The 12243-nt window shown below is 40.6% G+C and carries 9 protein-coding genes and 2 pseudogenes; 7 read left to right on the forward strand and 4 right to left on the reverse strand.

Going from position 1 to position 12243, the window contains the following annotated elements; genetic code table 11:
• Nucleotides 1-15 precede the first annotated feature (15 nt).
• The 6 genes and pseudogenes from AC0VZ4_RS15415 to AC0VZ4_RS15440 all read left to right on the forward strand — a co-directional run.
• Nucleotides 16-336 (forward strand): annotated as a pseudogene (locus AC0VZ4_RS15415) (IS110 family transposase); the annotation flags it as partial.
• A gap of 84 nt (nucleotides 337-420) precedes the next feature.
• Nucleotides 421-1389, forward strand: coding sequence for an IS30 family transposase (locus AC0VZ4_RS15420; RefSeq protein ID WP_475441477.1), 969 nt, complete (start codon nucleotides 421-423; stop codon nucleotides 1387-1389).
• 131 nt (nucleotides 1390-1520) lie between these two features.
• A complete protein-coding gene (gene tnpC, locus AC0VZ4_RS15425) occupies nucleotides 1521-2960 on the forward strand; it encodes an IS66 family transposase (RefSeq protein ID WP_475439674.1) in 1440 nt (479 codons plus the stop codon).
• Nucleotides 2957-3511, forward strand: a pseudogene (locus tag AC0VZ4_RS15430) (transposase); the annotation flags it as partial. The gene tnpC and the pseudogene AC0VZ4_RS15430, both read left to right, overlap by 4 nt.
• The gene (locus AC0VZ4_RS15435; protein WP_475440093.1) at nucleotides 3501-4049 is read left to right on the forward strand and encodes a hypothetical protein; all 549 of its coding nucleotides are present in this window, start codon (nucleotides 3501-3503) and stop codon (nucleotides 4047-4049) included. The pseudogene AC0VZ4_RS15430 and the gene AC0VZ4_RS15435, both read left to right, overlap by 11 nt.
• Before the next feature lie 331 nt (nucleotides 4050-4380).
• Nucleotides 4381-5649 (forward strand): IS110 family RNA-guided transposase, encoded by a 1269-nt coding sequence (locus tag AC0VZ4_RS15440; protein WP_475440094.1) that lies wholly within the window; start codon nucleotides 4381-4383, stop codon nucleotides 5647-5649.
• Between the two features lie 465 nt (nucleotides 5650-6114).
• On the opposite strand, the gene AC0VZ4_RS15445 is transcribed toward AC0VZ4_RS15440, so the two are convergent.
• Nucleotides 6115-6831 (reverse strand): HNH endonuclease, encoded by a 717-nt coding sequence (locus AC0VZ4_RS15445; RefSeq protein WP_475440095.1) that lies wholly within the window; start codon nucleotides 6829-6831, stop codon nucleotides 6115-6117.
• A 216-nt stretch (nucleotides 6832-7047) separates the two neighbouring features.
• Nucleotides 7048-8586, reverse strand: coding sequence for a transposase (locus AC0VZ4_RS15450; RefSeq protein WP_475439616.1), 1539 nt, complete (start codon nucleotides 8584-8586; stop codon nucleotides 7048-7050).
• A gap of 802 nt (nucleotides 8587-9388) precedes the next feature.
• Between AC0VZ4_RS15450 and ltrA the strand changes: the two genes are divergently transcribed.
• Complete coding sequence (gene ltrA, locus AC0VZ4_RS15455; protein ID WP_475439586.1) at nucleotides 9389-10744, forward strand: group II intron reverse transcriptase/maturase; 1356 nt, start codon at nucleotides 9389-9391, stop codon at nucleotides 10742-10744.
• Nucleotides 10745-10816: 72 nt separating this feature from the next.
• On the opposite strand, the gene AC0VZ4_RS15460 is transcribed toward ltrA, so the two are convergent.
• Both AC0VZ4_RS15460 and AC0VZ4_RS15465 read right to left on the reverse strand, forming a co-directional pair.
• Entirely contained in the window at nucleotides 10817-11473 is a 657-nt protein-coding gene (locus AC0VZ4_RS15460) for an alpha/beta hydrolase (protein ID WP_475440096.1), read from the reverse strand.
• A gap of 21 nt (nucleotides 11474-11494) precedes the next feature.
• A complete protein-coding gene (locus AC0VZ4_RS15465; protein ID WP_475440097.1) occupies nucleotides 11495-12112 on the reverse strand; it encodes a class I SAM-dependent methyltransferase in 618 nt (205 codons plus the stop codon).
• Nucleotides 12113-12243: the final 131 nt, after the last annotated feature.

Raw genomic sequence — 12243 nt, forward strand, 5'->3', positions numbered from 1 at the left:
ACAAAGTATGCTCGCGCCCTGCTTGTCGAATACAGACGTAAACTAGTACAAGATCGTGTTAATTTAACCAATAAAATAGCCACAACGCTAAAAAATTATTATCCCCACGTGATTGATTGGTTTAAAGAAAAAGACACTCAAATATTCTGTGACTTCTTACTGCGCTGGCCCTCTCTTGCTCACGCTAAAAAAGCGAGGAAACAAACACTACTCGACTTCTTTAATCAACATAATTCCCGCTACCCACTCGTTAATGAAAAGCGGATAAAAGAAATAAAAGATGCTGAAATTCTCACCGAAGATATGGCGGTGATCACGCCAAACTTATTACTCCTAAATTCGGATAATAAGTGCAATTTCTCAGATTAGATGGCCAGCTGTTATAATTCGGCCATTCTCTCGCCAAAGGAAATTGCTTTAATGAAATATAAACAGCTGACACAAGCAGAAAGATACCAGATTTACGCGTTAATAAAAGCAGGAAATAACCAAAAACAGATAGCTGATGAACTCACTCGTTCACCGTCATCTATCTCTAGAGAGTTAAAACGCAATAAAGGGCTTAAAGGCTATCGACCTAACCAAGCCAATAATTTTGCAGAGCAAAGACGCAAGTCATCTTTCAAAGCAAGTAAGTTAACAGATGATGTTACTGACTGGATTAATAAATTGTTGGTTGACGGACTTTCGCCAGAGCAGGTGGCAGGCCGCTTAGCTTTAGAGAAAAAGGTCGTTTTGCATCATGAAACGATTTATCAATATATTTACAGAGACAAGGCTCGTGGTGGTGAACTACATAAGACACTCACTCGTGCATGTAAAAAGTATAAAAAACGCTATGGAAGCTACGATAAACGTGGACAGATAGTTAATCGAGTCAGTATTGATGAACGCCCAAGTATTGTGGATTCAAAGTCTAGGATTGGTGATTGGGAGGGCGATACAGTGATAGGCAAAGGGCGTAAAAATGCCCTTGTTACAATGGTTGAACGTAAAACGTTATATACAGTCGTTCACAGAATTGAAAGCAAGCATGCGAAAATAACAGCCGATGCGCTGATCAAGTGTATGACACCCTATAAAGGTAAGGTTATTACCGTGACTTTAGATAATGGAAAAGAGTTTGCTCACCATGAGCATATTGCACAAAAATTAGAAGCGGATGTGTATTTCGCTCACCCATATTCATCATGGGAGCGGGGCATAAATGAGAATACCAACGGCTTACTTAGACGCTTCTTCCCCAAGGGAACTGACTTTATGTCGCTAAGTGAAGCAGAAATACAGGCGGCAGTTGATAAGCTCAACCATCGGCCAAGAAAAACAAGAGGGTATAAAACCCCTCATGAGTTATTTACGGGGCAATCAGAAGTTCTGGTGGCTGCATAATGATTGCACTTAATACTTGAATTCAAGTAACTATTCACCATGGTAAATTATTTTCAAAGGATCTTTTTTAACTATTGACCGATCCCGCCAGTATGCCAAGCTAGGGCTATGACCTAATAGCCCTAGCTTCAATGAATTTAAACAGCATCAACATCGACGAAATCGTTGAGAAAACCAAAGCTCAATTACAAGAAGGTAAAACTCTCACGCCTGCGCTGAAGATGTCTATTGAACTCATTCTGGTTGTCGTTGTTATGTTAGCAAGTAAATTAGGACTTAACAGTAACAATAGCAGTATCCCGCCATCAAAAGACATCAACCGAAAAAAACAAAACAAAGAGAAATCAGCCAAGTCAGCGGGTGGTCAAAAAGGCCGTGCAGGTAAAACACTAACCCAAACACAGACGCCTGATGAGATCAAAATCATCCTAGTTGAACGTGATTTTTTACCGAAAGGTCACTACCGTGAAATTGGCTTTCAAAAACGACAGGTTGTCGATATAGATATCAGGAAAGTGGTCACTGAATACCAAGCACAAATTCTGGAAAATGAGCAAGGTAAGCGTTTTATTGGTGAATTTCCAGAAGACGTTAACAGTCCTATTCAATATGGGGTTGGTGTAAAAGCCCATGCAGTTTACCTATCCCAATATCAATTACTCCCTTACAACCGCATTGAAGAATATTTTTGTGATCAACTCGGTATTCCAATCAGTGCGGGTAGTTTATTTAACTTTAATGAACAAGCAGCGGCCTTGGTAAAGTCCTCCGGCGCAGAAGCCGCGCTCAAGAAAGCCCTGAAAACGACTTATCAAGCCTTACACGTTGATGAAACGGGGATTAATATAGGTGGTAAACGACGATGGCTTCATGGTGCATCAACGACGTGGTGGACGTATTTTTACCCGCATGAGAAAAGAGGGAAAATAGCGATGGATGACGCCGATATTTTACCTCACTTTACTGGGGTACTATGCCACGACCACTGGAAACCGTATTATCAATATACACAGTGCCAACATGCCTTGTGTAATGCACATCATATCCGAGAGTTAGAAAGGGCATGGGAGCAAGACGGTATGCAATGGGCAAAGGATTTGCAAACCCTACTGACTGAAATCAATAAACATCAAATAGATAACCCCGAGCTAGATGCAGACACAAAAGCTCACTATATAGAGAAATATCAACAAATATTGGCTCAAGGTGACATTAAATGCCCTCCACCGGATAGAAACAGCCGAGTAAAAGGCCAGCGAGGCAGATTGAAACGAACAAAGTCTAGAGCGTTGTTAGAGCGGTTAAGAGATTATCAAGATGATGTCTTACGGTTCATGACGGAAACAGCGGTGCCTTTTAGCAACAACCAAGGTGAGAATGATATTAGGATGACCAAGGTTCATCAAAAGATATCTGGGTGCTTCAGAAGCATGCAAGGTGCAGAGATGTTTTGTTTAATCAGAAGCTACCTATCGACTTGCAGAAAACAGCATGTATCAGCAAGCCTAGCCCTTGAATTACTCTTCAAAAATCAGTTACCTGATATATTTATTGAAAATGTGGCTGAATAGTTACGAATTCAAGACTTATTGAATGCCTCGTTCCGCAACTTAAACAGCTAATGTTGGCAATAACACGATTTGATGACGAAATTAAAACGCTTTATAAGCAACATACAGATCGCGCTATTTTTGATAGTTTACCCGGTGCAGGCCCACAATTAGCACCTCGATTATTAGCCGCTATGGGGTCAAATCGTGACCGCTATAAGTGCGCCGCTGACATACAAAAATACGCAGGCATTGCTCCAGTGACCGAACGCAGTGGCAAGAAGGAATGGATACACTGGCGATACTCGTGCACTAAATTTTTAAGGCAAACATTTGTGGAATGGGCAGGATTATCTGTGCGTTATTCATTTTGGGCTAAAGCCTATTATCGGCAGCAAGAAGCCAAAGGAAAACCTCATAATACCATCATCAGATCATTGGCATTTAAGTGGATACGAATCCTATTTAGGTGCTGGAAAACACATACGCCCTACGATGAATCAACTTACTTAACTGCATTGAAAAGTAAGGGATCACCGCTGTTAAAATTTGCGGTGGAAAGTGAGCTTTAGCGCTTGCTGTCCACCTCAGGGCGTGTTGTTATGTGTATTTGGTACGGTACTTGCTTATCTTCATTACTACATTTTATTTTACAAGACCTTAAATATGGAAATCACAAGAGCTAGTTATATTCAAAAGACACAAACTACACCATACAACGGAAAAATATTGCCGTCTACAGGTAAAGAAGAGCCGGTTAAAGAAAAGTCAGTAGTACATGAACTAGCAAAATCTATTGACCCAACTGAGATGAACCGCAATGACGCCCGTTTGATTGGAGATGCATTACATGAAAGTGGAAATACTGAGCTTGCCTTACCATTCTACGAACAATCGATGGTTCTAGTCAGAGAAAATGGGAGTTTACGTAATGCTAATGAATCTGATGCAATTATGACTGAAAAATTTAACATGTTCGATTCCTTAAAAGGACAAATTGAATTTAATAAAAATCACAACCTTCCAACAGAATCATTAGAAGAGGTTGAACGCTTTTTACAAAAGATGCAAATTGCAAAAGTTACACCACGAATAGATACATACACATAACGCCTCACTAAGAGGCAAATATCAGTTGGTTAAAATACGCGACGAAGGAGCAAAAACCAACTGTTATTTGTCCTTTTGAGTGACTTATAGTTACTCCGTTCCATTAATTAATGTATTTACCTATCTCATTAATACATGGAATATGCTTCTGTTGATCACGAATATTTGAGCGGAAACAATTAATGTTTGTAACAAGACTTTCGGATCAACAGGAGTTATTTGTTTCAATACGCATACTCAGGGATTGTCGTAATACCGACTATCTATAAGACCTGCGAGAAACACTATTAGCCTCTATTTATTCTTTCACTTTACCTCTAGGAGGCCCAAAATGGAAGCCTTTAACGTCTCAGATTTTGCTGCCCTTATCGGGATCGATTGGGCTGACCGTAAACACGATATTTGTGAAATATATCGTGACACAAATACACAACATTTAAGTGTGATTTCCTCTGAGCCTAAGTCAATTAATGCATGGGCGCTTGAGTTAAAACAACGCTACAACGGCAGATCTGTTGCTGTCGCGTGTGAGCTAAAAAAAGGCCCACTTATATATGCACTCAGTAAATTTAAGCACATTGTATTATTTGTGATTAACCCATCAAGTGTTGCTAAATACCGTGCAGCATTTACGCACAGCGGGGCTAAAGATGATCCTACTGATGCGATTATTCAAGTTGAAATTTTACAACTTCATATGGATAAATTAACGGTTATTAGGCCGGATTCAGAGGACGTTAGGTGTCTTGCGCAGCTTGTCGAATACAGACGTAAACTAGTACAAGATCGTGTTAATTTAACCAATAAAATAGCCACAACGCTAAAAAATTATTATCCCCACGTGATTGATTGGTTTAAAGAAAAAGACACTCAAATATTCTGTGACTTCTTACTGCGCTGGCCCTCTCTTGCTCACGCTAAAAAAGCGAGGAAACAAACACTACTCGACTTCTTTAATCAACATAATTCCCGCTATCCACTCGTTAATGAAAAGCGGATAAAAGAAATCAAGGATGCAGAAATACTCACCGAAGATATGGCGGTGATCACGCCAAATTTATTGCTTATTGAATGCCTCGTTCCGCAACTTAAACAGCTGATGTTGGCAATAACACGATTTGATGACGAAATTAAAACACTTTATAAGCAACATACAGATCGCGCTATTTTTGATAGTTTACCTGGGGCGGGGCCACAATTAGCACCTCGATTATTAGCCGCTATGGGATCAAATCGTGACCGCTATAAGTGCGCCGCTGACATACAAAAATACGCAGGCATTGCTCCAGTAACCGAACGCAGTGGCAAGAAAGAATGGATACACTGGCGATACTCGTGCACTAAATTTTTAAGGCAAACATTTGTGGAATGGGCAGGATTATCTGTGCGCTATTCATTTTGGGCAAAAGCCTATTATCGGCAGCAAGAAGCCAAAGGAAAACCCCATAATACCATCATCAGATCATTGGCATTTAAGTGGATACGAATCCTATTTAGGTGCTGGAAGACACATACGCCCTACGATGAATCAACTTACTTAACTGCATTGAAAAGTAAGGGATCACCGCTGTTAAAATTTGCGGTGGAAAATGAGCTTTAGCGCTTGCTGTCCACCTCAGGGCGTGTTGTTATAAGGTCAACCGATTCAACCTACAATTGGAAACCACAATACGATGTGATTCCCCTTTTCAATTTAAGATTAACTCTCAGCGAAGCGCATTGACGAACGACGCTAAAAACCAATTTTAAATCCCCGACTAAAACTCGGTTTTGGACACTCAAACAGGCTACCGCACTTGAAGTACAAAACACAGCAAGTAACGACGTTTAGGTTTTGGAAAGCCTGTTAATTCTAGCAAACTTGAAACAAAGTTGATGATGCAAACTTCGCAATAAATTCCGCTGATTATTGGCCTGACAAAACCAACCTAAAAAGGCTAAATGAAATGCCTTATAACGCTTTGCTCACCGGCACATACTGCGGAGAGCGTTTTTGTGTAAAATTGGAGCGCAGCGACATACACAAAAATGAGCGTAGCAGTATGTGTCCGCGTGCAGCAACTTGTTAGATTTGTTTGACAAAAACGGCCTCTCTATGAAACTTTAGGTACGGCAGGCAACCGACCTCAATCTTATAGAGTTTCATTGACTCGTTAACACCTAACTTTCGTAAATCTCGCTCGGCTAGTAGAGGGGATACAATGAGGCTACCCTTATCAGTAAAGCTTATATATCCACGATCAAATAGCTTATCTAATGTTGGAGACAAAAGTAATCCATTGTTTGGATCAATTCGCTCCGAATTTGTTGACTGGCTCCAAGGCTTAATGTGTGAAGCAATAAGTAAATCAATACGATCAAATTCTGTTACAGCACACTTCCGCCAAAGAGCTATAACACCTTTGCGATACTTACCTTGCCCCAACCTAGCTTCAATTTCTGCCTTTATAGTTGTAGAGCCTGCTTCAATTATGGAAGAGATATCGGAGACAACACTAGATACGTTTTCGTTTCGTGATATAAACGCTAAATACTTATTTAAAGCCGATTTAATGTCAGACACAGCGGAATTTGATGTATATCTCTCACGGATACTTTGTGTTTCTCTTAATGTTTGAAATATATTATCTATATCTTCTGAACTCAGGTTATCGTAATCGACATCATACAACTCATTGACATAGCGAAGCCAAGATAAGTAGTTTCTCTTACCACCTTCACTTGCAGGCCCATTTCCTTCCATGAATCTGAAAAAGGCCGCCTCGTTTGCTATTGATGTCATAGGTTGTCCCAAAATCTAACGAGCCTGTAGATTAACTCGTTTTTAAATTTATTTTTATTGATAAATAGACCATAGCTGAGTTCCAATTTTGATTCAATTGATTACTGTATTTTTCATAGAATATAAAAGCTGGTTTGGTATTGTTTTAACTGGCGTTTTGGAAGGAGTTACGGGTGTTTCAGTGGCTTTATTTTGGCTTAAAAGGGGTTGCCTCTCTTAATGCATCGTGTTTTTCAGCTTTTCTATATTATGAACAAGGCAATACAGTTGCCATTGGGCGTTCACTTTCGTTTGACCCCGTAAGGTCAATTTATTCATCCCTTTATTCACTGTAATGTTTCCGAACACTGGCTCAATACAGCCTAATCGCTTACTGTATTGTCGTCGCCCTATGGGGCTATCTATTTTTACTTTCATTTTGTCTACATAGCTCAGCTTTTTGCGTGATTCATTATTTATAAACTGAACTTGTCGTCCCCTGTCTATCGGTGGTTTTCGCATGCATTGCTGTTGTAGCGGGCACGCTTTACAGTCTTTTAAGTAACCGCAGAATCGCGTGTATTGCTGATTGTGACTTTTTACATTTATACCACTTCGCCACATATCATTACCTGCTGGGCAGCGGCATGTTTGGGTTGCTTCATCATAATGAAAATCATCTGAGGTAAATAAGCGTGGCTTGCCTTTGCTGCGTTTTAGCCGGCGCTTTTCTTGCTCCGTTTCGTATGTTTCGCTGTCTTTAAACAGCGGATTTCGTTTTCTAAACTGATTATCCGCAATGTAGGTATCGAACCCACTTTTCGCCATATATTCAAGGTTCACTTCGCTGTTAAACCCGCTGTCTGCGGTGAATTTAATGGTGTGTTTATCTGCCATTTTTTCTGTATTGAGTTTAGCGAGTTGCTGTTTTAATTGCTTAACAGCTGGCTGTAGAGTTTGTTGTTCGCCCACCGACCCCCACGCTTGTGCTTGCAGGATGATTTGATGTTTGTCATCGTTTATCGCTATGCCGTTATAGCCTTGAATTGTCCCTTTTGACGTGGTCATTTTCGCGCTATCAGGGTCAGTGATATTACTTTTAACAGGCTTGCCTTTACTGCCTATTTTTTCTTTGTGAGTGGCTAAGAACTCGGTAATTTTATCTGCACTTTTATCCAGCTTTTCTTTTTGTTTTAAGTCCTGAGTTATCAACTCTTCGCCCAGACCATCTTCTGATTGGTGGCGTTCAATAATACGTTTACTTGCGCGTTCTAGTTTTGCTTTTTTGCGGCCTAACTCATCGAATGTGCCACTCCACTCTTTACTCGCATTGGACTTTAATTTACATCCATCAATGGCAAACATGTTGCGGCCTATCAAGTCTTCCTCATCACATATCATCAGCACTTGCGTAAAAAGTGGCTCAATCTGTTCATGCATTTTAGCCACAAAACCCGCTATAGATGTGTAATGTGGCTGGATATCACCCGACACACTCATAAATAAAATGTTCGTCTCACACGCTTTAGCAATTCGGCGACTACTAATTAAACCATGTGCATAGCCCAGTAAAATAATCTTTAACATTACCGAAGGCGGATACGCAGCAGCGCCCGTTTTGTCGTTGTTATACCACGCGTCAAATCCCGATAAATCGAGTTTATTTTCGACGATATAACAAAGGGCATATTCAAATGTGCCAGGCAGAATCTGCTCAGCGAAATTGATAGGAATGAATTTATTTTGACAGGATAAGTCAGGCTTATAGTTAGCCATAACAGTTTACCATGGGTGAATAATATCTATTAGATCACAGCGAATAGATGGATTCAAGGTTAAAAAGCAACCAACCAAGAATAGTTGTGTATGTTCCTAAAAAGAGTAATTCTACAGCCTCAACGCCGCAATAAGCGGAAAATTACAGTTGGCTAAAATGTTTGAGGAACGAAAAACAGCCAACTGTAATTTTTCCGTTTAATTGCCTTGTGTACGCCCGACATGGGCATTGACTTATGAGGTGAAAGTCCTCTGTAGGAAGATCACCGTTTAAATAACATGCTGTTATTAAACGATAACTACTAGCGAATGGCAAGGGCTAAATCGCGAGAGATAGTCTGGAGGAAGCCGCTAGCAAATCTGCGAGCTGATGAACAAAAACATCATATGAGGCGTAGGCTGGAGACGAGCTAGCACAAGATAGCGAAGTCATGTGATCTAACGGCCACCGTAAATGATGCAGTTGTGCAGAGAAAGTCGATGCACCTTATTCGGGGAGATCTGATAAACACGCATCCGCGCTAATGCTTGAAGATTACCAGTTAGGGACTGGTCTTTAAAACCTAGGCGCTCTGGTTGCTGCGACCTACAGCGAGCGAAATAGCAGTAAACAAGCGTTAGTTTAGACGCGCTTTATCGAGTAATCGCTAGAGTGATTTATCAGAAGTCAGCAGACGGCATACGACTGCATGGATGCAGGAGGTAGAGCAACGCAGGAGCAGTTGCCGAGTAGCCCAACACTTATCGTAATGGATAAGACATGGTGAAGGCCTGAACATCTTAACCAGAGGAGATACTACAAATGAACTTGAATTCACATAGATCACCGTGTTGTGATAGTGATGAACAGCGTTCTATGGTGAATAATACCTCGAATGAATACAACCAAACAAATCATGACCTGATGGCAAGGGTACTGAGCAACCACAATATTAGCGCTTCATGGCAACATGTTAAGCGCAATAAAGGGGCTGCCGGTATTGATAATATGAGTATTGAGGAATTTAATCACTTCGCTAAGTTACATTGGCTGGGTATTAAACAACAATTACTTAACGGCACTTATCAACCCTTGCCAGTCAAACGCGTGATAATACCTAAACCTGATGGCGGTGAGCGAATGCTTGGGATCCCCTCTGTTATCGACAGAGTGATCCAACAAGCCATTGCTCAAGTGATTAGCCCTTTCTTTGAGCCTCAATTTTCACCACATAGTTATGGTTATCGCCCTCATAAAAGAGCCAGTCAAGCAGTGGACCATGTTCAATCTTGTGTTAAACAAGGTTGCAAAACAGCGGTTGATATTGACTTGTCTAAGTTCTTTGATGAGGTAAACCATGACATGCTGATGAATCGTGTTGGTCGTAAAATCAAAGACAAAGCACTCATGCACCTACTCGGTAAATACCTACGAGCAGGGATCGCAGAGCGCGAAAAGGGTCTGTGGTTTGAGTCAACCAAAGGAGTCCCTCAAGGTGGGCCATTATCCCCTTTACTTTCCAATATTTTACTCGATGAATTAGATAAGAAGCTAACCTACAAACACCTTAAGTTTGCACGTTACGCTGATGACATAATCATTTTAGTAAAAACGAAAAGTGAAGGGCTAATAATCCAACGGGAAATTACTGCGTTTATCACTCAGCGATTAAAACTCAAAGTGAATGAATCGAAAAGTCGAGTCGGTCCCGTATCAGGCTCGAAATTTCTTGGGTTTACCTTCCGCTACGCTCAAGTGCAGATCCACGAACAGGCGCTAAAGAAATTTAAAGCAAATGTAAGAGAACTCACTAACCGCAACTGGGGGATCTCAATGACCCTACAAATTCATAAACTCACGCAGTATTTACGTGGCTGGGGACACTATTACCTAATAGCCAACGCTTATCAGTTAACGGTGGATTTAGATCATTGGATCCGCCGTAGGATAAGAATGTGCTACTGGCGGCAATGGCGTAAACCACGTACGAAAGTACGCAGTTTAATAAAACTGGGTGTTAGCGAACGACTCGCGATAGCCTGTGGTATCACCAGTAAAGGGCCTTGTCGAAGCTCAAAAACAAAAGGAATTAACATTGCGCTAGGCAATGACTATTTAGCATCACAAGGTTTAGTGTCATTGAGAGATATTTGGATCGGTATTCATTACGGGAGATGAACCGCCCATTGCGGACCCGCATGATGGGTGGTGTGGGGGCTGGAGGTTAGAGACCTCCGGCTACCCGATTAGCTATACATTGCCACCAAGCCATTTTTTAACGGGTTTAATCCAATCTGAAATTGGTTTAAAGAATGCGCCATGCTCTTTACCTGTACTAATAGATACTTCATTAAATGAACTTACATTAGTACTTTGGTTTATCAGGAATTGGCAAGAGCCAACCATATCAGATGTTTCATAAATTGAAAAAACCTTACCGTAAACTTTGAAAAGTTCTCTATTCTTCATAAAGCTAGCGCAGCTAGCTAGAAGAATAATATTAACATCTGGGTTCTGTAAATTATTTGAAGCTAAAATTGTAATTTCACCGCCACGCGAGAAACCTACAAGTGATATATTTTGAGGTTTAACCCCAAGAGAAATTAATTTTTGAACGTCATTTGACAATTTCAGGGCGAATTTTTTGGGGTTGGTATTTTCGGGTCTGTGATATGCAACGAGAGTGTAGTTATTACTTGATAGAGCTTCTTTAACTTTCGGGAAGTCATATTCCCCCCAGCTAGGGTGTATTGGATTAGTATTTTTTCCTTCAACAATTTTTCCATGTGAATAAAATACATATTTGCTATTAGGATCTACTTCGTCTGGGAATTGTTCATAGGTTTTTCCAGCATGTACGAGAGCAGGAAGAAGTAGTGTAAATAGTGCTAGAAGTTTGATACGCAATTTCCTTGTATAGCTAACGCTTCAAGAAGCGGCGCGCTTTTCAGCGTCCGGCTTACTTGACTTGTTAGCAGATTTTTTATTAAAAATGAACATGCAGTTTCCGCCGCTCGCCATTTTCCAGCCCTTGTAAGATAGACCACAACTTTCTAGCAACTCAACGTAACCATCTTCGCCCAAGGACCAATGTGGAACGGTTACTCCTGCAACGTTTCCAGTACAATAACCATCTTCCCTTGAAGAGGTAAACATCAGAACTCCGTTCAGCTCAACAACTTCGGCTGCTTTCCGTAAGGCCTTCCTTTGTTTTTCAGGAGGCAAATGAAAAACACTTCCAAATCCAAAAACAAAATCGAACTTCCTCCCACCTAGATCAACTTCATCCATACTTGCAATAAGAATTTCAGCTCCTAACACGTTGGAGGTGAACTCCTCAGCCAATACCTTTGAAGAATCAATCCCAACATAATGAGAAGCATGTCTATGGGCAGCAACAGCGATAGGAAATCCATTACCACACCCAAGATCCAACACTGAAATCTTTCTGCCAAATTGTTCAATAAGACTCAAAACATCTGCGACGCCTATATCCGATGATCTTGTTTTTCGATACTTTGAACCGACCTGATCATATTCTTTCATGAGCGGCTAAACCCCGATTGCTAACGAGCCTGTAGATTAACTCGTTTTTAAATTTATTTTTATTGATAAATAGACCATAGCTGAGTTCCAATTTTGATTCAATTGATTACTGTATTTTTCATAGAATATAA

Source organism: Pseudoalteromonas sp. QJM3NY_22, assembly GCF_056173065.1.

What these genes read in the sequence shown, in the direction of transcription:
- AC0VZ4_RS15420 (WP_475441477.1), top strand. Translation starts at nt 421, where the DNA reads ATGAAATATAAACAGCTGACACAAGCAGAAAGATACCAGATTTACGCG.
- AC0VZ4_RS15450 (WP_475439616.1), bottom strand. Translation starts at nt 8,586, where the DNA reads ATGGCTAACTATAAGCCTGACTTATCCTGTCAAAATAAATTCATTCCT.
- AC0VZ4_RS15465 (WP_475440097.1), bottom strand. Translation starts at nt 12,112, where the DNA reads ATGAAAGAATATGATCAGGTCGGTTCAAAGTATCGAAAAACAAGATCA.
- AC0VZ4_RS15440 (WP_475440094.1), top strand. Translation starts at nt 4,381, where the DNA reads ATGGAAGCCTTTAACGTCTCAGATTTTGCTGCCCTTATCGGGATCGAT.
- tnpC (WP_475439674.1), top strand. Translation starts at nt 1,521, where the DNA reads ATGAATTTAAACAGCATCAACATCGACGAAATCGTTGAGAAAACCAAA.
- ltrA (WP_475439586.1), top strand. Translation starts at nt 9,389, where the DNA reads ATGAACTTGAATTCACATAGATCACCGTGTTGTGATAGTGATGAACAG.
- AC0VZ4_RS15445 (WP_475440095.1), bottom strand. Translation starts at nt 6,831, where the DNA reads ATGACATCAATAGCAAACGAGGCGGCCTTTTTCAGATTCATGGAAGGA.